The following is a 23,875-nucleotide window of genomic DNA, read 5'->3' as shown; positions in this document are numbered from 1 at the left end:
ACATTTCCTTTTATATTGAAAGCTTTATTTGCTTCTAAGGCAGTTCTATCAGAATTTAAAATAATTTCTTTTGCTTCTAAATTAACACTATATAAATCATATTTTGCTTCATTAGTTGAAGTGCTACCTACATCTATCCAGCCTGAATCAGATCCTATGGTTAAAACGCCACTTGTTTTGATATTAAATTCTTTTATAGGTTTATCATGGTTTTCTTTACCATAATATGCTTGAATGCTTCCAGGTTGTATTTTTAATTCTATATTTTGTTTAGAATCTAAACTCCAAATTCCATCTTTATAATTGAAATAATCAGTAAAATTTTCATGATTTATTTCTTGTGCTAAAGCTGCACTGCTTAAAAAGCACTAATGCTAACTCCCATTAAAACTTTACTTGTATGATAAGAAAGTTTCATTTGATTACTCCTTTAAATTTAAATTGAAAAAAGGCATTATACCCCCCCCCATAAATTTAAGTTTAAAGTAAATGAAAATCTATAAAAAATAAACAATAATTAGTAATAAATTTTTTACTTTAGCTTGTTAAAATAAACAATAATTTTTATACAAAGGTAATTTATGAAAATTTCTGTGCTTATACTAGCTGCTGGACTTGGCACGCGTATGAAATCACAAAATCCAAAAGTGCTTCAAAAAATTTGCTCAAAAGCAATGATTTTACATATTTTAAAACAAGCTTATAAAATCAGTGATGATGTGTGCGTGGTGCTTTCTCATCAAAAAGAAAAGGTTGAGCAAGTTGTTTTAGAGCATTTTCCAAATACACGCTTTTTAGAACAAGATTTGCAAAATTTTCCAGGTACTGCAGGGGCTTTAAGGGCTTATGAGAGTAAGCATGAAAAAGTATTGATTTTATGTGGTGATATGCCTTTAGTTAGGGCAAATGATTTAGAAAAAATAGCTTTAAATGAGAGTGATTTTAATGTGGCAGTTTTTAAGACAAAAGATCCAAAAAGTTATGGAAGAATAGTTTTAAAAGAAAATAAAATTCAAAAAATAGTAGAAACAAAAGATGCAAATAAAGAAGAACTTGCTATAAATATTTGCAATAGCGGTGTTTATGCTATAAAAGCACAAATTTTAAAAGAAGTTTTACCTTTGATAAAAAATGATAACAAAGCCAAAGAGTATTATTTAACCGATGCGGTATATTTAGCAAAAGAAAAGGGCTATGAAATCGATGCGGTGTTTGTAAATGAGCAAGATTTTATGGGAGTAAATGATAAAATAGAGCTTTGCCTAGCTCAAGATCTTATGCAAGAGGCGATTAAAAAAGAATGGATGAAGCAAGGGGTGATTTTTCACATGCCTGCGACGACTTTTATTTCAGATGAGGTTGAGTTTGTAGGCGAGTGCGAAGTGTATGAAAATGTGCGTATAGAAGGAAAATCAAAAATCATTAATTCTATCATTAAAAGTTCAAGTGTGATTGAAGATAGCATAGTAGAAAATAGCGATGTAGGGCCTTTGGCACATTTGCGTCCAAAATGCAAGCTTAAAAATACCCATATAGGAAATTTTGTAGAATGTAAAAATGCTTTATTAAATGGGGTTAAAGCAGGGCATTTGAGTTATTTGGGTGATTGTGAGATAGATGAGGGCACTAATATAGGTTGTGGCACTATTACTTGTAATTATGATGGGGTTAAAAAGCATAAAACCATCATAGGTAAAAATGTTTTTGTGGGTTCAGATACGCAATTTATCGCTCCAGTTGAAATAAAAGATGAGGTAATCATCGCAGCAGGAAGCACCGTATGCAAGGATGTAGAAAAAGGCTCTTTGTATATTAATAGAGCAAAAGCTCAGATTGTAGAAGATTTTTATTATAAAAAATTAGGTAAAAAATGAAAACTATCTTACTAGCAGTAAGTGGAAGTATAGCTTTTTATAAAGCTTATGAGCTTATTTCTTTATTAAAAAAAGAAGGCTTTAGAGTTAAAGTTTTGCTTAGTTTGGGGGCTTTAAAATTTGGGACTAAGCTTAGCTTTGAAGCTTTAGCAGATGAAATTTTATGCGAAGAAAATGAAAGTTGGCAAAATACTAACAATCATATAGCTTTTAGCAAGACTTGCGATTGCGTGCTTTTTGCACCTGCTAGTATAAATTCTATCAATAAGCTAAACTATGGTATAGCGGATAATTTATTTATCCAAACTTTAATAGCAGTAGATAAAAATAAACCATTTTTAATAGCACCTGCTGCAAATACAAATATGTATTTGCACTTTAGCACTCAAAATTCATTAAAAAATTTAAAAGAACAAGGTTTTATCATCATTAATCCTATAGTTAAAACTCTAGCCTGTAAAGATGAAGGTTTAGGAGCTTTGGCTGAACTTGATGATATAATTTATGCTTTAAAAAGAAGCTTAATGCAAGATGAATTTTTTAAAAATAAAAGCTTTGTTATAAGTGGTGGTGGCACAAGAGAAAAAATTGATGATGTAAGATGTATAAGTAATTTTTCAAGTGGAAAAATGGCAAAAGCAATTGCAGATGCTTTGTATTTTTTAGGTGCTAAAGTAGTGCTAGTTAGCTCAGTAGAGTTTAAAACACCCTATAAATTAGAAAAATTTGAATCTTCTTTAGAATTAAAAGAAAAATTACAAAAATATAAAGATTTTGATGCTTTGATTATGGCTGCTGCTGTGAGTGATTTTACTCTTGAGGCTTATAAGGGTAAGATTAAGAAAAATGAGTATTTAAATGGACTTGATTTAAAACTTAATTTAAACGAAGATATCTTAAAAAATTTAGATTTTAAAGGTAAAAAAATAGGTTTTAAAATGGAATTTGATGAGCAAAATGCCTTAGATAATGCTAAAAAATCATTAATAGAAAAAAAATTAGACTTGGTTTGTTTAAATATTTTAAATGAAAATATAAATTTTGGAAGCGATGAAAATAGCATATGTTTTATCACTAAAGATAGTATCTCTCAAAGTTCTAAACAAAGTAAAGAAAAACTTGGTTTTATTTTAGCACAAGAGTTAAGGAAGCTTTGGTGAATATCATCAACTCAACCCTACCTGTAAGAATGCAAATTTTAGAAAAAAAATCATACAATCGCTATATCATGCTTTTAAATACAAAGAAAATTGAAACAAAAAGCATGATAGAGCTTGAAGTAGGAGAAGAATATTTAGCTGAAGTTTATGAAGATAAAGGAGTAATTTCTTTTAAAAATCTTTTGAAAAAACCTAAAATAAGGCTTTTTGAAGAAGGTATAGAGCTCATTGAAAAACTTTTAGAAATTGGTGATGAAAATGCTTGGTATAAAAATTTCATTATTCAAAAGCTCATAGAAAGTAAAAGCGCTTATGAATTTGAAAATTACAAAGAAATGTTTTTTGCTTTTTTTGAAGGAATTTATCATATACCTTTTGTTTATGAAGGAAATAGAGCTTTGTTTGAGGCTAAAAAAAATGGAGATATTTTAGAGGTGTATTTGTATTTTGAAATTTTTGGTGCTATGAAAATTTTTATTAAAGAAGGAAGGGTTATACGCATTCAAACTCCTTTTGCTAAAGTGGCACAATTTTTAAGCCAATACTTTAAATTTGAACTTACAAATACACTTTTACCAATGTTTGTTTTTAAGAGATTGATGGATATTAAGGGTTAGAATGAATGAGTTAAGACATCTTGCTATAGTAATGGATGGCAATAGAAGGTGGGCTAAAAAAAATGGACTTTTAGAAAAAATTGGTTATAGTCAAGGTGCTAAGGTAGTTGAAAAAATTATTGAAATTTGTATAGAAGAAAAAATTCAAAATCTAACACTTTATGCTTTTAGTACAGAAAATTGGCAAAGACCAAAAGAGGAAGTGGATTTTCTTTTTAGATTATTAGATAAATATCTTGAAGAATCTTTGGATAAATTTATAGCTAATGAAGTGCGTTTTAAAGCTATAGGAAATTTAAGTCTTTTAGATGATAAAATTTATAAAAAAATACAAAATTTTCAAGAAAAGACAAAAAAATATACAAAATTATGCGTCAATTTAGCAATTTCTTATGGTGCTAAAGATGAAATTGTTAGAGCAGTTAAAAAAGTGATTGAAAAAAATCTTGAAATAAACGAAGCAAATATACAAGCTAATTTAGATTTAAGTGAAGATGTTGATTTATTTTTAAGAGTAGGAAGTGCAAAGCGTATATCTAATTTTTTACTTTGGCAATCAAGCTATGCAGAAATTCATTTTAGCCAGACTTTATTTCCTGCATTGACAAAAAAGGAGTTTTCAAACATTATAGCAGAATACAAAAAGCGTAAAAGAACTTTTGGTAAATGATATTTTTTATTATATTAGGACTTTGCATTGGTTCTTTTGTTAATGTGGTGATTTTAAGAACTATAAAAAACCAAAGCATTGTAAAACCAAGATCACAATGCTTTAAATGTGGCAAAACTTTAAAATTTTATCATCTTATTCCATTAATTTCTTTCATATTTTTAAAAGGAAAATGTGCTTTTTGTAATGAAAAAATTTCATTTATATACCCTTTTAATGAGTTATTTTGTGCATTTTTGTTTGTATATTCTTTTTTATCTTTTGAAAATATTTTTGTTGCGTTGATTTTTGCATGTATGTTAGCAATATTTTTAATACTTTCTTGGATGGATTATTATTTAAAAGCAGTCAGTGAAATTTGGCTTTGGTTGCTATTTATTTTAGCTATTGTTTTTGATTTTATAAATGGCAATTGGAAAATAATGTATTTTGAAGAAACTTTTTTATTTAAAGCATGTTTTGGCGCAGGAATGATTTTTTTGCTTAAAAGTTTGATAAATTTTTTTAAAAATTTTAAAAAAAGAGACGAAAATTTAGAAAGTTTAGGGGAAGGTGATGTTATAATAATAGCCTTGATTTTTGGAATTTTTGGCTATGAAAAAGGTTTTTTTATTTTATTTGTTGCTTGTTTTTTAAGTTTTTTATTATTTTTGAAAATAGCAAAAAAAGATTATCAAATGCCTATGATTCCTTTTTTATTATGTGGTATTTTAGTTAATTTAAGCATAGAAAGTATGATATGAAATTAGTTTATAAGTATTTACTTAATCAGTTTTTAAGCACAATGTTATCTTTATTTTTTACTTTATTTATTATTGTTTCTATTGTGTTTTTTATTCAACTTGCTAAAATTACTGCTTATATTGAAATTTCATTTTTTGAACTTATAAAATTATATATTTTTCTTTTGCCAAAAACTTTAGCTTTTACCTTACCTATTTCTTTTTTTATCGCATTAACTTTAGCATTTTATAGACTTTCAAGAGAAAATGAAAGTATAGTTTTATTTGCTTTGAGTGTTGCACCCAGTGTTATTGCAAAATTTTTTATGAAAATTGCAGCTTTAATAAGTGCTTTTATGCTTGTGGTGGTTTTGGTTTTTATACCTATTTCTTTTGAGCTTTTTGACAATTTTGTTGATTATAAAAAAATTAGCACAAAAGTGAATATAAAAACAGGAGAATTTGGCCAAAGATATGGAGATTGGCTTGTTTTTATTGATTCAAAAGATGTAAATGAAAATTATAAAAATATTATAATGTATCATCCAAAAAAAAATGAACAAGATAAAGAACAAGTTATTTTAGCTACACAAGGAAGACTAGAAACAAATGATGGCATTATTACTTTTAAACTTGATGAGGGTAGGGCATATGAAATTAAAGAAGATAATTGGCATATTTCAAGTTTTAAAAATTTATTGATTAAAAGTAAAATATCTTCTAAAAATCTTGATACTCAAAGTTTTTATAAGTACTGGTTTGATATTAATACAAATAAAGACAAAGCTAAAGAATTTGTAATTTATGTTTTAATAGCTTTATTTCCTTTAGCTAGTGTTTTGTTTGCTCTTTCTTTTGGTATTGTGACTTATCGTTATGAAAAAGGTTTTGCTTATTTTGGAATTTTTGTGATTATTTTTGCTTATTTTAGTCTTTTAATTAGCTTTTATAAACCACCATTTATTGCTATTGGATTGATTTTTTCAAGCTTTTTTATAGCTTCTATGGTGTATTTTAATAAAAAAATAGCAAGTAAATACTAATGCTTTTGAAATTAGTATTTTCTTATGATGGTTCTAAATTTCAGGGTTCAGCTACACAACCGCATAAATTAAGTGTTCAAGATGCTTTGGCAAAAGCTTTATCTCATTTAGGAATTTATGAAAAACTTTTATTTGCTTCAAGAACGGATAAAGGAGTTCATGCATTTAATGCAGTTGCTTGTGTAAAAGCAGGTAATCATTTTAAAGATTTTATGTATTTAAAAAACAAAATCAATCACTTTGCTCATCCATTTATCCACATTAAATATATACAAGAAGTTCAAGAAGGTTTTCAGGTGCGTTTTGATGTTACAAAAAGAGCATATCGTTATATTATAAGCCATGAAAAATATAATCCTTTTTTAGCTTCTTATGTGCATTTTTATCCAAAAATTGATTTGAAAATTGCTAAAAAAATAGCTAGTTTATTTGAAGGAGAGCATGATTTTAAATTTTTTCAAAAAGAAGGATCAGACAATAAAACTACTATAAGATTTATTTATAAAAGTAGAGTGTATAGGTATAAAAACTATACTATATTTTATTTTGAAGCAAATGGTTTTTTAAGATCGCAAATTAGAATGATGATGGCAAGTATTTTAAAAATTCTTGAAAAAAAAATGAGTGAAAAAGAACTTTTGGAGCAAATTAATACTAAAAAAGCTTATTGTAGATTATTAGCACCGGCTAGTGGTTTGTATTTGAGTAAAATTTCATACTATAAAAATAAACATTTTTAAAAAAATTGTTTGCTTAAGTTAAAATGATTAAAAACTAAATTGCACCTTCAAGTTGAAGTAAAAAATTTTTAATATCCAAACCACCGGTATATCCACCTAAATGGTTTTTAGCTACAACTCTATGGCAAGGTATGAAAATGGCAAGTTTGTTTTTAGCATTTGCATTTCCTACTGCTCTATAAGCTTTTGGGTGATTGATATATGAAGCAATTTCTTGATAAGTTTTAGTTTGTCCATATGGAATGTCTAGTAAAGTTTGATAAACTTTTTTTTCAAAAAAACTTCCTTGTATTAACAAAGGTATTTCAAATTTAGTCAATTTATTAGAAAAATAAAGATCTAATTCTTCTTTAGCTTGTTCTAAAATCATACATTTTTGTTTTTGAAATTTAGGTTTAAAAGAGCAAAAATCAACGCTAATAAGCTCTTTGGCATTGCTTTGTAAAATGATATAGGCAAAATTGCTTTTATAAAAAGTTTGATACATTTTTATCCTTTATGATAAAACTAACTATTGTATGAATTTTAGATTAATTAATTGTTATTAAAGCAAAAATTTAGTTAAAATAGTGATTTATTTTACAATTAAAGGAAAAATAGTTGAAAATTATATTTTTTAGTTTATTTTTATGTTTAAATGTTTTAGCTTTAGATTTTAGTTGTGATTATGTAAAAGAAAATAAGACAACATTTTTTCAAGAATTTAAACCACAAAATATGCAAGATTTTGCACAAGTTGACTTAAATTGTGAAAGTTCTTTAAAAAATAATAAAATCACCCAAAAATTGTATATGCTTGCAAATGAAATTAGAGGTAGCAATAGTGCTTGTATGGGTGGAGAATATTTTAGTGATTTAAGAAAATTTGATTTTAAACTATTAAAAATAGCTCTTAACCCACAAAGTTATCAAAAGGATTTACAAGATCCTATAGTTCTTGAAAAAAAATTTGCTAAATTAAAATCATATTTTAGATTTTGGGCTTATCAAAGTATAGGTAATTTTAAACTTTTTAAAGAATTTTGGAAAGAATATAACAATGCCATTAACCCTCTAACAATATATTTTCAAACTAATTTTAATTTAGACAAAGCAAGTGCGATTTATTATGCTAGTAATGCTTTGAATGAATTTTTAAATTGGGCTGTAGGGGAAACTAAAATTTTTAAAGATATTTCTAATTTTGAAAAATTTGTAGCTAACCCAAATAATTCTTTAGAACAAATTCAAGAATATATTTATTCTAAAAAAATTAGCAATTTAGAATTAAATAATGGTTTTAAGTCTGCTTTGTTAAATAATAGAGAAAGTCAAATTATACTTGAGTTTATAAAACTTGGTGTAAAAATAAACGAAGGTTATGAATCTTCTTTATTTTATGCATTAGATAGCTATGATAATGTAAAAGTTTTATTAGAAAATGGTGCTATGGTAGATTATAAAAATTCCTTTGGTAAAACTCCATTATTTTATGCTGTTGAATATAACAATTATGCAGTTGCTAAGCTTTTGATAGAAAATAATGCCAATGTTAATCAAAAATACATCAACGATAATGAAAAATTATCTATAGCAAGTATAGGTTCTAATGCACCTTATTATATTACTTTATGTGCATTAGAACATACTTCTAAAAACATTTTTATGCATGCTGCTAATTTTGCAGATGTGAAAATGTTAAAACTATTGTTGGAGCATAAAGCTGATATTAAAGAAGTTGATGATTTAGGCTTTAATGCACTTGATTTTGCTATTTTGGCTAAAAAGGAAGAAAATATTAAATATCTTAAAAGTTTAGGATTAAAAGAGAATGAAAATTTGATGTTTTATGGAGAGATCGAACCATGAAAATTGCTTTAATTAGTGGTGCTAGTTCAGGTTTTGGTTTAGAAACTTTAAAGGCATTAGTAAAGCTTGATTATAAAGTTATAGCTATAGCAAGGCGTAAAGAAAGATTGGATAAATTACAAGAAACTTATGGAGATAAAATTTATCCACTTGTGCTTGATATTAGAGATAAACAAGCAGTTTTTACAGCGATTGAAAATTTACCAAAGGAATATAAAAATATTTCTTTACTTGTAAATAATGCAGGACTTGCTTTAGGTTTGGAAAAATTTGATTTTTTAGATATTGAAGATATAGAAACTATGGTAGATACAAATATTAAAGGCTTTTTATATGTAGCAAGAGCTACATTGCCTTTACTAAGAAAAGCAAAAAATGCCCATGTGATTAACCTTGGTTCAATTGCGGCAAATGTTCCTTATTATGGAGGAAATGTGTATTGTGGAACTAAAGCTTTTATAGCGCAATTTTCTAAAGCTTTAAGAACAGATTTACGCGGAAGTAATATAAAAGTAACCAATATTGCCCCAGGACTTTGCAAGACTGAATTTAGTGAAGTTAGATTTAAAGGTGATATAAAAAAAGCTGATGAAGTGTATGAAAATACTAAATATATCAAGGCTGAAGATATTGCAAAAATTATTACTTTTATTATTAGCTTGCCTGAGCATATTAATATCAATGAAATAGAACTTATGCCTGTTACTCAGACTTGGGCTGGAACTTTTAGCGAAAAAATATAAAACTTAAGGAAAAATATGAGAATTGTTTATTTATTATTAGCTCCATTATTTTTGTTTGCTGATGCACAAACTAATGCAGAGCTTTTTGGAGTATGGACTCTTTTACCACCTGTAATAGCTATTATCTTAGCTTTTATTACTAAAGATGTGGTGCTTTCTTTGTTTATCGGTGCATTAAGTGGAACTTTTATGCTAGGACTTATTGAAAATAGTATTTACCATGCTATTATAGCTTCCTTTACGGGTTTTATTGCTAAAGTAGTAAATGCTATGGCAAGCCCAGGTAATGCAGGAATTTTATTGCAAGTTTTAACTATAGGTGGGGTTGTAGCTCTCATTACAAAAACTGGAGGAACAAAAGCAGTAGCTCTTTGGCTTTCTACTAAAGCTAAACAGGCAAAAAGCTCACAATTTGCTACTTGGTGTATGGGGATTTTTATTTTCTTTGATGATTATGCTAATTCATTAATCGTAGGGCCTATTATGCGTCCAGTGACTGATAAATTTAAAGTTAGCCGTGAAAAATTAGCTTTTATAATGGATGCAACAGCTGCACCTATTACAGGACTTGCTATAATATCTACTTGGATAGGGCTTGAAATTTCACTTATTCGTAGCGGTTATGATTTAATCGATGATGCAACCTTTGTGCATTTGGGTATAGTAAAAGAAGAAATCAATGCTTTTGAAATTTTTGTTCAAACCTTACCTTATAGATTTTATAATCTTTTTATGTTAATCTTTGTTGTTTTGACTATTTATACAGGTAGAGAATTTGGACCTATGTTAAAGGCTGAGCTTAGAGCTAGAGCTGGAAAATTTTCTCACGGGCATGAACAAATTGATAATATAGAAGATAAAGTTTTAGAACCAAAAGAGCATGTAAAATTACAAGCTTCTAATGCTATTATACCTTTGGGTGTTTTAATAGCTTTTTCTTTTATAGGTTTTTATTTTAGTGGCTATAATGCCCTAGAAGATGTGAGTATTAAAGCACAAATTGATGCAGCACCGTTTAGTTTATTTGCTTTTAGAGAAACTTTTGGAGCAGCAGATGCTTCTGTTGTATTGTTTCAGGCTGCACTTTTAGCTACCATAGTGGCTATTATTTTAGGAATGTATAGAAAAATATTTACTTTAAAAGAGGCGATTGCAGTTTGGACTCATGGTTGGAGAACTATGATTATGACCGTGATTATTTTGCTTTGTGCATGGTCGCTTGCTTCTGTGATTAAAGATTTAGGGACTTCTAAATATTTAATTGATTTATTTTCAGATAAAACACCTATTTATTTACTTCCTACAGCAATTTTTATTTTTGCTTCTATTATTTCTTTTTCAACGGGAACTAGCTATGGAACTATGGGTATTTTAATGCCTTTGGCTATTCCTTTGGCTATGGCTGTTGGGGTTCATAATGAATTAAACGGAGTAGAGTTGCATCAATATATGATTATAAACATATCAGGTGTTTTAACAGGGGCTATTTTTGGAGATCATTGCTCGCCAATTTCTGATACAACTATACTTTCTTCTATGGGAAGCAAGTGTGATCTTTTAGCTCATGTTAGCACACAAATGCCATATGCTTTAAGTGTTTGTGCTATTAGCATACTTTGTGGGTATTTGCCAGTTGCATTAGGGCTTAATGTATGGCTTGGACTTGTTTTTGGGGTTATAGCTATGATAGCCTTACTTTTTGTTGTTGGTAAAAAGGTAGATGCATAAATGCATTTTGAAGAAAAGATTACTTTAAATAAAGCATTGTTTTCTTCTTTATATGATGGAGAAATTCAGTGTTTTAACTCACCTTTAAAAGCTTATAGAACTAGAGCAGAATTTTCTATATATCATCATGAAAATGGAGAAATTTCTTATGCAATGTTTGAAAATAAGAAAAAAATTCCTATTGTAAAATTTGATATAGCAGATATAAAAATCCAAGAATTTATGCCTATTTTATTAAATAATCTAAATGAAAATTTAAAACATAAGCTTTTTGGGGTGGAGTTTTTGGCTACAAAGTTGGATTTAAGTGTGACTTTGCTTTATCATAAAAATATAGAGCTAATTACACAAGATTTACAAGAATTAGCAGAAAAATTAAACATTAAACTCATAGCAAGGAGCAGGGGTAAAAAATTTGTATTTAATGGGGAAAATTTAAGACAAGCTTTGAAAATAAATACAAATGAATTTTTATATGAGTTTAATAATGATTGTTTTATTCAGCCTAATACTTTTATCAATGAAAAGATGATAGAATGGGTTGTATCTTGCATTGGGAGTGATTTTAAACAAGATTTTTTAGAGCTTTATTGTGGTTATGGAAATTTTACCATAGCTTTAGCAAGAAATTTTAAAAAAGTTTTAGCCACTGAAATTTCTAAAAAAAATATAGAATTTGCTTTAAAAAATTGTGTTTTAAATTCTATTAAAAATATAACTTTTACAAGGCTTTCTAGCGAAGAATTAAGTCAAGCTTTAAAAAAAGAAAGAATATTTAATCGTTTAAAGGGTATAGATTTAGATAGCTTTAAAATATCTCATGTTTTAGTTGATCCTCCAAGGGCAGGGCTTGATATAAGTGTGATAGAACTTATAAAAAAATACGAAAATATCATCTATATTTCATGCAATCCAATTACCTTAAAAAACAATTTAGAGCTTTTGTGTAAAACACATGAAATTTTAAATTTTGCTTTTTTTGATCAATTTGCTAATACTTCTCATCTTGAGTGTGGTGTGTATTTAAAAAAGAAAAATTAAAATAAAGCATAAATTTATAAAAGTCTTGCTACTATAAATATAGTTGATTTAATCAATTAATTTATATTAAAGGATTTCTCATTTTTTTTCAAAAAATTACTTATCTTAATAGAAAAATACTTCATAAAATTAATGAAATATTAGAACCTTTTGATTTAAAGTCAAGCGATTGGAGAGTTTTTGTATATTTAAGTCATTGTCAATATAGCACCTTAGCTCCAATATGTGAATTTTATAATATGGATAAAGCAATGCTTTCTAGAATAGTATCAAAGCTAAAAAAGCAAGCTTATATAGAATTTTTACAAGCTGAAGATAAAAGAGAAAAAATCATTACTTTAAGTCCAAGAGGTAAAGAAATTTATTTTGATGCAAATGTTCGTATAAGGCAATATGAAAAGGAAATTTTGGATATATTAAAACAAGATGATCAAGATAAGCTTTTGAAATTACTTGATTATATCAATGAAAAAATTTAAAATAAGGATTATTATGGGTCTTAGCAAAAAATATAATTTATTTAATATAAACTTTTTTTGTCTTTTTGGTATAAATTTTATTATATGTCTTGTTTTTTATATGAGTACTATTTCTAGTACTGATTATGCTTTAAGTGTGTTAAATCTTCAAACTAGTACTGCAGGTATTATAATGGGTGCATTTGTTGTTGGTGCTTTATTGTCAAGACTTTATATTGGTTCGATTATTGATGGTATTGATATAAAAAAAATTATCATTTTTTCTCTTTTGGCGTATTTTTTTATAAATTTAATGTATCTTGATTTTTATAATGTTTATGTGTTAATTTTGATTCGTTTTTTAGCCGGTGTATGTTATGGAATTTGCTCTTGTGCTTGCGGTGCTGCTGTTGCAAGGATTATTCCTAGTAATAAAAGAGGTGTAGGTATAGGTTATTATGCAATCAGTGTTGTTTTAACTTCAGCACTAGGCCCTTTTTTGGCAATAAAACTTGACTCTATCAATCAGTTTTGGTTAAGTTTTTTAATAGCTAGTGTTAGTGTTGTTTTTGCATTGTTTTTATCTTTTTTACTTAGAGTTAGAAGGTTTAAAAAAAATTCTACAAGGTATAAAAAATTTAGTATTTATAATTATTTTGAAAAATCTGTTTTAAATCTGGCCATAATAAGTTTTTTAATTGCTTGTCCTTTTGGTGCTATAGTAGCTTATATGAGTGCTTATACTCAAAGTTTAAATTTAAGTTTTGCTGGCTCTATGTTTTTTGTTGTATATGCTAGTTTTTCGATGATTTTTAGACCCTTTGCTGGAGTTATATTTGATAAATATGGAGCGCATATAATAATGTTTTTATCATTATTTAGTTTTGTTTTATGTTTATTGTTGTTAGCTTTTGCGTATAATTTTTATATGATATTAATTGCTGGTGTATTTTGTGCTCTTGGCTATGCAAATGCTACTTCAAGTGCTCAAGCACTTGCTATTAAAATAGCTCCTAAAGATAAAATTGGTTTAGCTAATTCTACTTTCTTTGTAGCGTTAGATTTTGGTATAGGAATTAGTCCTTATTTGTTAGGAACTATAGAACCAATTATTGGATTTTCTTATGTATATGCTTTGTGTGCTATGGTAGTTTTATTTGCTTTGTGTTTGTATTATTTGTTAATTTTCAAAAAACATTCTTTTAATTGATTTTAGATACAATATAAAATCCCAAAATTAAGGAAAATGGTGCAAGATATTAGTAAAATTTTAAATTCCATGAGATATATTGCCATTGTAGGCCTTAGTCCTAATAAAGAAAAAGCATCATATTTTGTTAGCAAATACTTGCAAGATTGTGGTTTTAAAATTTATCCGATTTATCCCAAGGAAGAAATTATTTTAAATGAAAAGGTATTTAGAAGTTTAAAAGAAATTCCATTTTTGATTGATACGGTTGTGATGTTTAGAAAATCAAGTTATGCAAATGAACTTTTTGAAGAGCTTTTGTTTAAAAATGTTAAAAATTTTTGGATGCAACTTGGTATTATAAATGATGAAATAATGCAAAAATGTCAAAAATATGGTATAAATTGCGTTCAAGATCGTTGTATTAAAATAGAACTACAAAAAAAGGTATAAAATTATGATAGAGTTAAATAAAATTTATCAAGCAAAACAAAAAATAGCGGATTTTGTTTTAAAAACCCCTTTTGTGCATTCTTCTTTTTTAAGTGATTTTTTACAGACTGATGTATTTTTAAAATGCGAAAATTTGCAAAAAACAGGTGCGTATAAAATTAGGGGTGCATATAATTGTATAGCTAATTTAACCAAGGAACAAAGACAAGCAGGTGTTATAGCAGCAAGTGCTGGTAATCACGCACAAGGAGTGGCAATTAGTGCTAAAAAATTTGGCATTAAAGCTGTGATAGTTATGCCTGAAGCTACTCCATTATTAAAAGTGAGTGCAACTAAAAATTTAGGTGCTAAAGTTATTTTAAAAGGAGATAATTTTGATGAAGCCTATGCTTATGCTATAGAGTATGCTAAAGAAAATAATTTAAATTTTATTCATCCGTTTGAAAATGAAAACATTATGGCAGGACAAGGGACTTTGATGCTTGAAATGCTAGATGAAGTAAGTGATTTAGATATGATTTTAGCTCCAGTAGGTGGAGGTGGGTTAATCAGTGGTATTGCAAGTGCTGCAAAACAAATAAATCCAAATATTAAAATTATAGGAGTAAGCGCAAAAGGTGCTCCTGCTATGTATGAAAGTTTTCACAATAAAAGTATTATTAATTCAAAATCAGTTAGAACCATAGCAGATGGTATAGCTGTAAGGGATGCTAATAAAATTAATTTTGACATTATTCTTGAGTGTGTTGATGAATTTATTCAAGTCGATGATGAAGAAATAGCTAATGCGGTTTTGTATTTACTTGAAAAACATAAAATGATAGTAGAGGGAGCAGGTGCTTCTTGTGTGGCTGCTTTGTTGCATAAAAAAATTCCTTTGGATGGATATAAAAAGATCGGTGTGGTTTTAAGCGGTGGAAATATCGATGTACAAATGTTAAATATCATTATAGAAAAAGGTTTGTTTAAATCTTTTAGAAAAATGCTTATTAATGTAACATTGATTGATAAACCTGGAGCATTGAGTGCTTTAAGTGATGCGATCAAAGAAGCTAAAGCTAATATAGTTAAGATTGATTATGATAGGTTCTCTACTAAGCTTGAATACGGCGATGCAATGATTTCTATCACTTTAGAAACTAAAGGAAGAGAACATCAAGAGCTTGTTAGAAAAACTCTTTTTGAAAAGGGCTTTAATTTTAATGAAATTTTATAAAAAATCAAATATAATAAACAAAAAATAAATATTTATTAAAATAAGGAGTAAAATGTCACAAGAGAAAATTTTAGAGCCAGATACATTAATTACCTCTAAGACAGATTTAAAAGGTGATATCATTTATGCAAATGATGATTTTTTAAAATACGCTGGTTATAAAATGAATGAAATTTTATATAAACCACATAGTATTGTTAGACATCCTGATATGCCAAGAACCGTTTTTAAATGCTTGTGGGATTATATACAAAATGGAAATGAAATTTTTGCTTTTGTAAAAAATAAAACTAAACAAAATGATTATTATTGGGTTTTTACTAATGTAACCGCTTCTTTTGATGAGCAAGGAAATATAATTAATTATTACTCTGTAAGACGAAAACCTAAAAAAGAAGCTATAGCAACTATAGAAAAAGTTTATAAAATTCTTTTAGATGCTGAGAAAAAAGGTGGAATAAAAGCAGGTGTAGAAGAATTAATGAAAATAGTAAACTCATATGGCATGAGTTATAATCAATTAATTTTAGAACTTCAAAAATAATGGAGTAGAAAATGAAAAAAATGTTTTATATCGGGATAATTTTAAATGCAATAGCAATAATTAATGCTATATATTTTCAAGAATTCTTTTCAGCTTTATTTTTCGTATTAATACTACTTGTTTTTATTGTTTGTATGTATTGTGATAAAACTAATGAGCATTTTATAGATAAGATATTAAAATTAAGCAAAGAGTTAAAAAATGGAAATTTTGATGGACGCATTGTTTATATTAGATGTAATAATAATAAATTAAAGAAAATTGCAGATAATCTTAACAATACCATAGATGGCTTAGAGGCTTATTTAAGAGAAATTAATACCTCAATTGCTTGTTCGCAAAAAGGAGAATATTATAGAAGAGCTATTCCTGAAGGATTAAAGGGTATTTTTGTTCATAATATTAAATTTATCAACAAAGCTTTAGATGATATAGAAAAAACTGGAAAATCTGTATTTAAAAATGCATTATCAAGAAAAATGATGGATTTAAGTTTAAACAATCAAAACCAAAATTTAATCAATGTATCTCTAGCTTTAAATAACAATATTAAACTAATGAGAGAAGTGTTTGGCGATATAAATGTTATTTCAGATACAGCACAAAAAAATGGCCAAGAAGTTGATGATCTTAAAAATTCAGTAGATATGATGATGCAAGTTGCTGAAGAGAGTAAAGGAGTGATTAATACATTTGTTTCTAACTCTCAAAATATTAATTCTATAGTTGCGGTGATAAGAGATATTGCCGATCAGACTAATCTTTTAGCCTTAAATGCGGCTATAGAGGCAGCAAGAGCAGGTGAGCATGGGAGAGGTTTTGCTGTAGTTGCTGATGAGGTTAGACAGCTTGCTGAAAAAACTCAAAAAGCAACAGGAGAGATTACTTTAGCAATACAAGTGATGAATCAAGAAATAGGTTCTATTCAAGAAAATAGTGAAAAAGTTTATAATATCGCTAATTCATCTGATCATAAAATTTTAGATTTTAGCAAAGCTTTTAAAGAGTTAGAAGAAAAAAGTTTATATTTAGGTAGAGAATTTGTAGGTTTTGCATCAAATTTAACCCTTTGTGCTATGAAGATTGATCATATTTTATATAAATCTGATGTTTATTTAACCCTTAATGGTTCAAAAGATAAATTGCAAAATTTAGATCCAATTTCTACCTTGTGTAAAGATGAAGATGCACAAAGTATTTTTTGTGCTTTAGTTTCACCACTAGAATTAGACAGCAAGCGTGAATTGATACAAAAAAAGGCAAATAAAGCAGTAGAGCTTTCTAAAAATGAAATTATAGATAAAGAAATTTATGACACTATAGTTTGTGATATACAAGATCTTGAAAAAGAAAGTAAAATAATAATGGACAAGTTAGAAGCTTAAAGAAAGCTTCTAGCCTTATTTTTCTACAAGAGCTATTTTTAACACCTCTTCTAAATTTTTAACTCCAATAATTTTCATATTTTTTATTACCTCTTGAGGTATGTCTTGCAAATCTCTTTCGTAATTTTTAAGTGGAATTATAGCTGTTTTAATTTCAGCTTTATATGCGGCTATAAGTTTTTCTTTTAAGCCACCTATTGGTAAAACATTACCCATTAAATCAATTTCTCCAGTCATAGCAACATCAGATTTTACTTTTTTGTTGCTAAAAATAGATGCAATAGCTGTGCTTATAGTTATACCCGCACTTGGTCCATCTTTTGGTGTAGCCCCATCAGGAACATGGATGTGTAAATTATACAAATTATAAATATTTTCATCTTTGTTATAAATAAGTTCTTTTGGAGATTTGATAATATTTTGATCGATTAAATTTTTTATAAGACTATGAGAAATTTTAGCTGATTCTTTCATCACATCACCTAGACTTCCAGTGAGTGTTAATTCGCCTTTGCCTTTGATTTTAATAGCTTCTATTTTTAAAACATCTCCACCTACTGCAGTCCAAGCTAAACCATTGACTTGTCCAATTTTATTATCTTTTTCATGCTTTTGAATTTCAAAAACTTTTTTACTTAAGAAATCTTTTAAATTTTTAGCATTGATTTTAATGCCTTTTGTTTCTTTTTCTAGAAGTATTTTTTTAACGCATTTTCTACAAATTTCAGCAATTTTTCTTCTTAGATTTCTCACTCCTGATTCTCTAGTATATTCATTTACTATAAGCTCAATGGCATTTTTTTCAAAAATAATCTCCTCTTTTTTCAAACCATGTTTTTTGATTTCATCTGGTATAAGATATTCTTTGGCAATTTGAAATTTTTCTTGAGGAGTGTATGAGCTTAATTCTATAAATTCCATTCTATCTTTTAATGGAGCAGGAATTAAACTTGCATCATTTGCTGTTGCTATAAAAATGATTTTACTTAAATCAATGTTGAAATTTAAATAATAATCTCTAAATTTTGTATTTTGTTCAGGATCTAAAATTTCAAGCAATACTGCACTAGGATCGCCCCTGTGATTATGACTTAATTTATCAATCTCATCTAAAACCACTACAGGATTACTTTGTTTTGCTTCTATTAAACCCTGTATTATACGCCCAGGCATAGCACCTATATAAGTTCTTCTATGGCCTCTTAGTTCATTTACATCTTCTAAGCCACCCAAGGCAATACGAACTAATTCTCTTTTTAATGCTTTTGCAACAGAATTTGCTAAAGAGGTTTTTCCAACCCCTGGAGGACCAACTAGGCATAAAATAACTTTAGCTCCATCTCTATCTTTTATTTTGCGTTTTTCTAAAAGCTCTTTTACTGCGAAATATTCTTCTATACGCTCTTTTGGTTTTTCTAAAGCATAATGATCTTGATTTAATTGTTTGGAAACATCTGTTAAATTTAATTTTTTCTTTGATGAGTGTTCAAAAGGTATATCTAATACTGTTTCTATATAGGTTTGAACCATAGAAGCTTCTGAATTATCTTGATGAATTCTTTCATATTTTTGAATTTGCTTTTTGATTTCTTTATAAGCTTCTTCATACATAAAAGCTTTTTTCTTTTCTAATTTTTTATTGTATTCTTCAACTTCACTTTCTTTTTGTATATCGCTTCCTAATTCTCTTTGAATTTGTTTTAGTTGCTCTTTAAGAAAATATTCTTTATTAACTTTATCTATTTTGGAATGGACTTTGTTTTTAATTTCTTTTTGAATTTTATTAGCTTCTATTTCTTTGGCTAAATGATCTATTAAATTTAAAAGTTTTGTTTCTAAATTTGTTTCTATAAAAAATTCATAAGCTTGGTGTTTTTTGATTTTAATAGAATTTAAAATCAAATCACAAATTCTACTAGGTTCAACATCTTCTTCTATAGTTCTTAAAAGATCAGGTGGAAAATAATGACTTACCATTGATAAGGCTTTTGCTTTTTCTCTTAAAACTTCCATAATAGCTTCTTTTTTTGTGCTGCATATTGGTTCTTGATGGATTAAGTCTACTAAAGCATATAATGGATTATTTGAAACTTGTTCTATAATTTTTGCTTTAGCATAACCTTGAAATAAAATCTTTATTCTACCATCAGGAAGTGGAACTTTTCTCATGATATTTCCAATAACACCACAATCATAAATATCATCAAAACTTCTTCCTCCTTCTATCTTAGAAGGAGCTACAAAAATCATGCTTTCATTTTGGATTGCTTCATCTAAAGCTTGTATATTTTGTGCATCATTTAAAAAAATAGGTGTAATCATAAATGGATATAAAAACAACTCATCTTCTACTATAACAGGAAGTTTTGCTGGATAATTTTGAATATTTTCAATTTTCATTACATTATACCTTCTTCAAATATTTTTCTATACCAAGGAAGTTCAGGTTTTATCATGTCTATTTTATTAAAATCAGAATTTTCTAATTTATTTTTGTAAATTTCATAACTTTCTTTTTTGTCTAGTTTGTTATAAAGTTCTGCTATGCTTGAGTCTAAATAAAAAACAGCAAGATTAAATTTAGTAAGCATGGTGTCAATTAAATCTTTATATTGAGTATTTGGATAAGATTTGTTATATTCGTTAATTTCTTGTATGGTTTTTAGCATCAAAGCTTGATTGCGATTTGGAACAGCAAAAGAGTCAAATTTAGCTTTTATTTTTAAATATCTTATATAGGCTATATTCTGAGAATCACCAAATTTATTTAGATATTCATCTAAATAAAAATTAGCCATTTCATATTCTTCTTCTACGATATGAGCTTGTGCTAAAATAAGTAAAGTTTGTTCCAATAAAGGATCAGCTATATGCTCAGCAGCCATTGAAGTGTAGTGTTTGTCTGCAGATTCTAAATTTTTTTCTTGCAAGTCTTTAATGATTTGTTCATACCATTGCATAGCACTAAGATTGTATAAATCCTCAGTTTTTTTAGAACTACAAGCTGCTAAAAATAAACTTGTAATGATAATACAAAAAAAAGAAAATTTTTTCATTGATTTTACCTTGATATAAATTTACATAATTTTTATTTAAAAGTATAATTATAGTATTTTTAGTTTATGATTTTGTTAATTTTAAAAAACTAGAATTATAATTTATAAAATAAGCGTTTTTATTTTTGGAACTAATTTTGCTTATAATGTTGTAATTTCTTAGTCAATAGATTTTAGGAGGCACAATGAACTTAGAAGTTAAATGTCCTATTTTGGGTTTTGAAGAAACCAAAAATATGAATTTTTACAAGATTGATGAAGTATTTTACAGATTAAAAAGTCTTGATGGAAAAGATTTTTCTTTTGTGATGATTGATCCTTACATGATTCGTCCAGATTATGATTTTGAGGTTCCTGATTATTATCAAGAATTATTAGCATTAAACGAAAAAACTAATTTTGGTGTTTTTGTTATAGTTGCTGTAAATGAACCATTAGAAGAATCTACTGTGAATTTTTTAGCTCCTGTTGTGATGAATTATGATAATAATTCTTTAGTGCAAGTGATTTTAGATACCACAAAGTATCCAAATTATTTTCAGTCCGAAAAAATTTCTACTTTTATAAAATCATCAAAAACTAATGAATAAAATTTATATTTTAGGAAATGGTGCTATGGCAAGTGCTATAGCTAAAGGACTTGAAGATAGTTATGAAATTATTGTTGTAGCTAGAAATCCAAAGAAAGTTACAAATATTAATGCCAAAATAATATCTTATGATAATTTTGATTTGGAAGGCAAAAATATTCTTTTGGCTTTTAAACCTTATGCTTTAGATGAAGTTGCTAATTTGCTAAAAGGTAAAGCAAGATGGCTTATTTCGGTTTTGGCTAATACTACTTTTGAGCAACTTTATTGTATTAAATCACAAAATTATATAAAAATAATGCCAAATATTGCTGCTGAATTTAAAGCTTCTACGACTGGTTATTTAATAGAGAATGATTTATATAAAGATGAAGTTATATCGGTGTTAAATACTTTTGGGAAATCATTTTTACTACAAAATGAAAAAGAATTTAATGTAGCTATGGTTTTAAGTGGTTGTGCACCTGCTTTTTTATCTTTGGTTGCAGAAGCTCTTTCAAATGCTGGATTAAAAAATGGATTAAAAAATGATTTGAGTTATCAGTTAACTAGATCTACTTTTGAAAGTTTTAGTGCTTTATTAAACCACGAGCATCCTGCTATCATAAAAGAGAAAATTTGTTCTCCAGCAGGAGTTACCATAAAAGGAGTAGAAGCTTTAGAAAAGAAAGCTTTGCGTGGTGCATTTTTTGAAGCTTTTGAGGCAAGTTTAGGTAAATGAAGCAAGCTTTTAGTCTCCTAGAGCTTGCATTTTGTATTGTTGTTTTAGGTTTTGTTTTTAGTTTTTATTATTTGATTTTTTTAAATCCTTCATTAGATAGTATATACTATAATCAAAAACTTTTTGATGAAGAAAAAGAATTATTGAAACAAAGCAGTATGGTTCAAAAAAAGGAGGTTATGATTAACAATCATTATTTTTTTGAGCTAAGTACTAAAAAATTTAATCTTAAATCTTTAACACCCAAAGATTTATCATATCAAAAAGCTTATTTAGATGAAAAAAGCTTTTAGTTTATTAGAACTTGTTTTAAGTATTTTAATTTTTTCTATTATAATAGCTATTTTGAGTAATCCTTCTATACAATTATATGATAAAGTTTTTCAAGTAAAAAAAACCAATGAAGTGTTTTTTGACTTAAATCAAATTTTATTAAAAATTGAAAAAATCCAGCAAGATTGTATTGAGTTTAAATATAATAGCCATTCTTTTGAGTGTTATGTAAGTGCTAGTAATGATATATTTTATGATAATTCTTTAAATAGGATGAATTTTAGCGGGGTTATTTTAGAAGATAATAAAAGTTTTTTTAGCCCAAAAAGTAATTTTTATATTATTGAAAATGCTGTTTTAAAAGGTATTTTTGCTAATTATAAAGATATACATAGTATAAGAAAACAAAAAATATATCCTAGTGATTTTATGTTTGTTTATAATTTAAAAGAACAAAAAATACATAAAATTTTTGTAGAAAATAATGAAAATATTAATTTTTATGGTGATAATTTTAGTGGTTTTTATAATATCTTATATGCGTATATAAAAATATATTTTAATAATGAAAAAATTTTTATGCAAATAGATAATTTGCATGGCGATACAAAAGAATTTTTATTTATGCAAAATATTTCTAAATTTGAACTTGATAGAGAAAATAATTTATTAAAAATAAAAATCTGCGAAAATGCACTCAATGAATGCCTAAGTAAGTGGATACATCTATGAAAAAATCTTTTATAATGTTTTATACTATATTTTTTATTTTATTTATATCTTTTTTGTGTTTTTTTATTATCAAACTCTCATCTTATCCTCTAAGAATTATCAAAGACTTTGCATTTTATACTCAGGCTAAAATTTTGCTTCATAATTCCAAAGAGCTATCAAAATACTTTTTATATCAAGCTTATAATGAGAAAAAAGAATGCATAGAAACCATTTATTTTCAGTATGCAAATTCAAAAATAAGACTTGATTTTGTATATCCATTAGGAGAATGTAAAAATACAAAATTTAAAGCAAATTATGATAATGCCATGTCAATAGTTGCTGTTAATGCCAGTGTGTTAATAAATGATAATAAAGGTGTTAATGAAGAAATTTTTTTACAAAGAAGCTTTTTTATTTATCCTAAGTTTGATTGAATATAAGCTTCAATTCCAATGGCCATCATTTTAACTCCCATTGCCATGATAAAAACCAAAGCAATACGCGAGAATACATAAAGAACAAGTTTGCCTATTACTTTTTCAATGGTTGCAGAAAAGTGAAAAAGTCCAAAGATAAAGGTAAAAGTTAAGAAAATAGAAGCAATGGCAATACCCAAATTTTGATCTTCAGAGATAACAACTATAGTCGAAAGTGTTCCAGGTCCAACTAACATAGGAAAAGCCATAGGAACTATACTTTTTTTCAAAAGTTCTTTGTGATTTAAATCTTGATAGTGTTGAAATTGACTACTAGATGGAGTAAAAAGTAGATTTTTTGTGCTCATTATAATTAAAATCAAACCACCAGCGACTCTTAAATCATTGATATTTATTTTAAATAAATATTTCATGATAAAGGGGCCTAAAAGTAAAAATACTAAAACAATGCAAAAAGCAGTATAAATAATATTTCTAAAAAGTTTTTTTCTTTTATCAGCATCTAATCCCTCTGTCATTGCAAGAAATTGAGGAAGATTTCCAAAAGGATTTAATACAGCAAGGATAGTAATTGATGCAAGCAATATAATATAAATTTCAGATTCTATATCTGAAAACATAATCAACCTTTTAAATTCTAAGCTTGAAAT

The 23,875-nt window shown here is 27.0% G+C and carries 26 protein-coding genes; 22 read left to right on the top strand and 4 right to left on the bottom strand.

The genetic code is table 11. The features are described 5' to 3' along the window. Positions 1–581: 581 nt before the first annotated feature. Genes glmU through truA form a run of 7 tightly spaced genes read left to right on the top strand, consistent with a single transcriptional unit; the run spans position 582 to position 6,826 of the window. On the top strand, positions 582–1,874 hold the full coding sequence (gene glmU / locus CPEL_RS05465) for a bifunctional UDP-N-acetylglucosamine diphosphorylase/glucosamine-1-phosphate N-acetyltransferase GlmU (RefSeq protein ID WP_044598929.1): 1,293 nt from the start codon (positions 582–584) through the stop codon (positions 1,872–1,874). Beyond that, positions 1,871–3,034, top strand: a complete 1,164-nt coding sequence (gene coaBC, locus CPEL_RS05460; RefSeq protein ID WP_044598928.1) for a bifunctional phosphopantothenoylcysteine decarboxylase/phosphopantothenate--cysteine ligase CoaBC — start codon at positions 1,871–1,873, stop codon at positions 3,032–3,034. The genes glmU and coaBC overlap by 4 nt, the downstream gene beginning before the upstream one ends. Next, complete coding sequence (locus CPEL_RS05455; RefSeq protein ID WP_044598927.1) at positions 3,031–3,651, top strand: hypothetical protein; 621 nt, start codon at positions 3,031–3,033, stop codon at positions 3,649–3,651. The genes coaBC and CPEL_RS05455 overlap by 4 nt, the downstream gene beginning before the upstream one ends. 1 nt (position 3,652) lies before the next feature. Beyond that, a complete protein-coding gene (gene uppS / locus CPEL_RS05450; protein ID WP_044598926.1) occupies positions 3,653–4,321 on the top strand; it encodes a polyprenyl diphosphate synthase in 669 nt (222 codons plus the stop codon). Beyond that, positions 4,318–5,064 (top strand): prepilin peptidase, encoded by a 747-nt coding sequence (locus CPEL_RS05445; RefSeq protein ID WP_044598925.1) that lies wholly within the window; start codon positions 4,318–4,320, stop codon positions 5,062–5,064. Before uppS ends, CPEL_RS05445 begins: the two co-directional genes overlap by 4 nt. Further along, positions 5,061–6,086, top strand: coding sequence for an LptF/LptG family permease (locus CPEL_RS05440; protein WP_044598924.1), 1,026 nt, complete (start codon positions 5,061–5,063; stop codon positions 6,084–6,086). Before CPEL_RS05445 ends, CPEL_RS05440 begins: the two co-directional genes overlap by 4 nt. Continuing rightward, the gene (gene truA / locus CPEL_RS05435) at positions 6,086–6,826 is read left to right on the top strand and encodes a tRNA pseudouridine(38-40) synthase TruA (protein WP_044598923.1); all 741 of its coding nucleotides are present in this window, start codon (positions 6,086–6,088) and stop codon (positions 6,824–6,826) included. Before CPEL_RS05440 ends, truA begins: the two co-directional genes overlap by 1 nt. Before the next feature lie 34 nt (positions 6,827–6,860). Here the strand turns inward: truA and CPEL_RS05430 are convergent, their stop codons facing one another. Then, positions 6,861–7,313 (bottom strand): O-6-alkylguanine-DNA/cysteine-protein-methyltransferase, encoded by a 453-nt coding sequence (locus tag CPEL_RS05430; protein ID WP_044598922.1) that lies wholly within the window; start codon positions 7,311–7,313, stop codon positions 6,861–6,863. A gap of 113 nt (positions 7,314–7,426) precedes the next feature. On the opposite strand from CPEL_RS05430, the gene CPEL_RS05425 reads away from it, so the two are divergent. The 10 genes from CPEL_RS05425 to CPEL_RS09695 all read left to right on the top strand — a co-directional run bounded on the left by CPEL_RS05425 (position 7,427) and on the right by CPEL_RS09695 (position 17,431). Beyond that, positions 7,427–8,674, top strand: coding sequence for an ankyrin repeat domain-containing protein (locus CPEL_RS05425; RefSeq protein ID WP_044598921.1), 1,248 nt, complete (start codon positions 7,427–7,429; stop codon positions 8,672–8,674). Beyond that, positions 8,671–9,417 (top strand): short-chain dehydrogenase/reductase, subgroup 5, encoded by a 747-nt coding sequence (locus CPEL_RS05420; RefSeq protein ID WP_044598920.1) that lies wholly within the window; start codon positions 8,671–8,673, stop codon positions 9,415–9,417. The genes CPEL_RS05425 and CPEL_RS05420 overlap by 4 nt, the downstream gene beginning before the upstream one ends. A 15-nt stretch (positions 9,418–9,432) precedes the next feature. Next, complete coding sequence (locus CPEL_RS05415) at positions 9,433–11,145, top strand: Na+/H+ antiporter NhaC family protein (protein ID WP_044598919.1); 1,713 nt, start codon at positions 9,433–9,435, stop codon at positions 11,143–11,145. Beyond that, entirely contained in the window at positions 11,146–12,186 is a 1,041-nt protein-coding gene (gene trmA / locus CPEL_RS05410; protein WP_044598918.1) for a tRNA (uridine(54)-C5)-methyltransferase TrmA, read from the top strand. Between the two features lie 251 nt (positions 12,187–12,437). Then, positions 12,438–12,665 carry a helix-turn-helix domain-containing protein gene (locus CPEL_RS09850; RefSeq protein WP_044598917.1) on the top strand — a complete coding sequence of 76 codons (228 nt, stop codon included), beginning with the start codon at positions 12,438–12,440 and terminating at the stop codon, positions 12,663–12,665. A 13-nt stretch (positions 12,666–12,678) separates the two neighbouring features. After that, positions 12,679–13,854: an MFS transporter gene (locus CPEL_RS05400; protein WP_044598916.1), complete on the top strand. Its 1,176-nt coding sequence runs from the start codon at positions 12,679–12,681 to the stop codon at positions 13,852–13,854. Between the two features lie 36 nt (positions 13,855–13,890). Next, a complete protein-coding gene (locus CPEL_RS05395; protein WP_049984590.1) occupies positions 13,891–14,286 on the top strand; it encodes a CoA-binding protein in 396 nt (131 codons plus the stop codon). Between the two features lie 4 nt (positions 14,287–14,290). Beyond that, positions 14,291–15,502, top strand: a complete 1,212-nt coding sequence (gene ilvA, locus CPEL_RS05390; protein WP_044598914.1) for a threonine ammonia-lyase — start codon at positions 14,291–14,293, stop codon at positions 15,500–15,502. 52 nt (positions 15,503–15,554) lie between these two features. Beyond that, on the top strand, positions 15,555–16,046 hold the full coding sequence (locus CPEL_RS05385; RefSeq protein WP_044598913.1) for a PAS domain-containing protein: 492 nt from the start codon (positions 15,555–15,557) through the stop codon (positions 16,044–16,046). Between the two features lie 11 nt (positions 16,047–16,057). After that, positions 16,058–17,431: an MCP-domain energy taxis signal transduction protein gene (locus CPEL_RS09695; protein WP_044598912.1), complete on the top strand. Its 1,374-nt coding sequence runs from the start codon at positions 16,058–16,060 to the stop codon at positions 17,429–17,431. Positions 17,432–17,446: 15 nt separating this feature from the next. On the opposite strand, the gene lon is transcribed toward CPEL_RS09695, so the two are convergent. Beyond that, the gene (lon, locus tag CPEL_RS05375) at positions 17,447–19,831 is read right to left on the bottom strand and encodes an endopeptidase La (RefSeq protein ID WP_044598911.1); all 2,385 of its coding nucleotides are present in this window, start codon (positions 19,829–19,831) and stop codon (positions 17,447–17,449) included. Further along, positions 19,831–20,487, bottom strand: coding sequence for an outer membrane protein assembly factor BamD (locus tag CPEL_RS05370; protein ID WP_044598910.1), 657 nt, complete (start codon positions 20,485–20,487; stop codon positions 19,831–19,833). Before CPEL_RS05370 ends, lon begins: the two co-directional genes overlap by 1 nt. A 185-nt stretch (positions 20,488–20,672) precedes the next feature. On the opposite strand from CPEL_RS05370, the gene fliW reads away from it, so the two are divergent. From fliW to CPEL_RS05345, 5 genes are read left to right on the top strand one after another with little or no spacing between them, the layout of a single operon-like run. Beyond that, a complete protein-coding gene (gene fliW / locus CPEL_RS05365) occupies positions 20,673–21,077 on the top strand; it encodes a flagellar assembly protein FliW (protein ID WP_044598909.1) in 405 nt (134 codons plus the stop codon). Continuing rightward, positions 21,070–21,798 carry a pyrroline-5-carboxylate reductase gene (locus CPEL_RS05360; protein ID WP_044598908.1) on the top strand — a complete coding sequence of 243 codons (729 nt, stop codon included), beginning with the start codon at positions 21,070–21,072 and terminating at the stop codon, positions 21,796–21,798. Before fliW ends, CPEL_RS05360 begins: the two co-directional genes overlap by 8 nt. Next, positions 21,795–22,091: a hypothetical protein gene (locus tag CPEL_RS05355; protein WP_044598907.1), complete on the top strand. Its 297-nt coding sequence runs from the start codon at positions 21,795–21,797 to the stop codon at positions 22,089–22,091. The genes CPEL_RS05360 and CPEL_RS05355 overlap by 4 nt, the downstream gene beginning before the upstream one ends. Further along, positions 22,075–22,803 (top strand): prepilin-type N-terminal cleavage/methylation domain-containing protein, encoded by a 729-nt coding sequence (locus tag CPEL_RS05350; RefSeq protein ID WP_044598906.1) that lies wholly within the window; start codon positions 22,075–22,077, stop codon positions 22,801–22,803. The genes CPEL_RS05355 and CPEL_RS05350 overlap by 17 nt, the downstream gene beginning before the upstream one ends. Beyond that, positions 22,800–23,222: a hypothetical protein gene (locus CPEL_RS05345; protein ID WP_044598905.1), complete on the top strand. Its 423-nt coding sequence runs from the start codon at positions 22,800–22,802 to the stop codon at positions 23,220–23,222. The genes CPEL_RS05350 and CPEL_RS05345 overlap by 4 nt, the downstream gene beginning before the upstream one ends. Here CPEL_RS05345 and CPEL_RS05340 read toward each other — a convergent pair. Further along, complete coding sequence (locus tag CPEL_RS05340; RefSeq protein WP_044598904.1) at positions 23,204–23,845, bottom strand: MarC family protein; 642 nt, start codon at positions 23,843–23,845, stop codon at positions 23,204–23,206. The two genes, CPEL_RS05345 and CPEL_RS05340, sit on opposite strands and share 19 nt — an antisense overlap. Positions 23,846–23,875: the final 30 nt, after the last annotated feature.

The organism is Campylobacter peloridis LMG 23910 (genome assembly GCF_000816785.1).
GTDB classification, from domain to species: Bacteria; Campylobacterota; Campylobacteria; order Campylobacterales; family Campylobacteraceae; genus Campylobacter_D; species Campylobacter_D peloridis.
Note: the sequence above shows the minus strand (reverse complement) of the source record. Positions and strands in the feature narration are given on the sequence as shown.

Bases quoted from the DNA above. Each gene is read 5' to 3' on its own strand.
- glmU (WP_044598929.1), top strand. From the start codon at position 582: ATGAAAATTTCTGTGCTTATACTAGCTGCTGGACTTGGCACGCGTATG.
- coaBC (WP_044598928.1), top strand. From the start codon at position 1,871: ATGAAAACTATCTTACTAGCAGTAAGTGGAAGTATAGCTTTTTATAAA.
- uppS (WP_044598926.1), top strand. From the start codon at position 3,653: ATGAATGAGTTAAGACATCTTGCTATAGTAATGGATGGCAATAGAAGG.
- CPEL_RS05445 (WP_044598925.1), top strand. From the start codon at position 4,318: ATGATATTTTTTATTATATTAGGACTTTGCATTGGTTCTTTTGTTAAT.
- CPEL_RS05440 (WP_044598924.1), top strand. From the start codon at position 5,061: ATGAAATTAGTTTATAAGTATTTACTTAATCAGTTTTTAAGCACAATG.
- truA (WP_044598923.1), top strand. From the start codon at position 6,086: ATGCTTTTGAAATTAGTATTTTCTTATGATGGTTCTAAATTTCAGGGT.
- CPEL_RS05430 (WP_044598922.1), bottom strand. From the start codon at position 7,313: ATGTATCAAACTTTTTATAAAAGCAATTTTGCCTATATCATTTTACAA.
- CPEL_RS05420 (WP_044598920.1), top strand. From the start codon at position 8,671: ATGAAAATTGCTTTAATTAGTGGTGCTAGTTCAGGTTTTGGTTTAGAA.
- CPEL_RS05415 (WP_044598919.1), top strand. From the start codon at position 9,433: ATGAGAATTGTTTATTTATTATTAGCTCCATTATTTTTGTTTGCTGAT.
- trmA (WP_044598918.1), top strand. From the start codon at position 11,146: ATGCATTTTGAAGAAAAGATTACTTTAAATAAAGCATTGTTTTCTTCT.
- CPEL_RS09850 (WP_044598917.1), top strand. From the start codon at position 12,438: ATGCTTTCTAGAATAGTATCAAAGCTAAAAAAGCAAGCTTATATAGAA.
- CPEL_RS05400 (WP_044598916.1), top strand. From the start codon at position 12,679: ATGGGTCTTAGCAAAAAATATAATTTATTTAATATAAACTTTTTTTGT.
- CPEL_RS05395 (WP_049984590.1), top strand. From the start codon at position 13,891: ATGGTGCAAGATATTAGTAAAATTTTAAATTCCATGAGATATATTGCC.
- ilvA (WP_044598914.1), top strand. From the start codon at position 14,291: ATGATAGAGTTAAATAAAATTTATCAAGCAAAACAAAAAATAGCGGAT.
- CPEL_RS05385 (WP_044598913.1), top strand. From the start codon at position 15,555: ATGTCACAAGAGAAAATTTTAGAGCCAGATACATTAATTACCTCTAAG.
- CPEL_RS09695 (WP_044598912.1), top strand. From the start codon at position 16,058: ATGAAAAAAATGTTTTATATCGGGATAATTTTAAATGCAATAGCAATA.
- lon (WP_044598911.1), bottom strand. From the start codon at position 19,831: ATGAAAATTGAAAATATTCAAAATTATCCAGCAAAACTTCCTGTTATA.
- CPEL_RS05370 (WP_044598910.1), bottom strand. From the start codon at position 20,487: ATGAAAAAATTTTCTTTTTTTTGTATTATCATTACAAGTTTATTTTTA.
- fliW (WP_044598909.1), top strand. From the start codon at position 20,673: ATGAACTTAGAAGTTAAATGTCCTATTTTGGGTTTTGAAGAAACCAAA.
- CPEL_RS05360 (WP_044598908.1), top strand. From the start codon at position 21,070: ATGAATAAAATTTATATTTTAGGAAATGGTGCTATGGCAAGTGCTATA.
- CPEL_RS05355 (WP_044598907.1), top strand. From the start codon at position 21,795: ATGAAGCAAGCTTTTAGTCTCCTAGAGCTTGCATTTTGTATTGTTGTT.
- CPEL_RS05350 (WP_044598906.1), top strand. From the start codon at position 22,075: ATGAAAAAAGCTTTTAGTTTATTAGAACTTGTTTTAAGTATTTTAATT.
- CPEL_RS05345 (WP_044598905.1), top strand. From the start codon at position 22,800: ATGAAAAAATCTTTTATAATGTTTTATACTATATTTTTTATTTTATTT.
- CPEL_RS05340 (WP_044598904.1), bottom strand. From the start codon at position 23,845: ATGTTTTCAGATATAGAATCTGAAATTTATATTATATTGCTTGCATCA.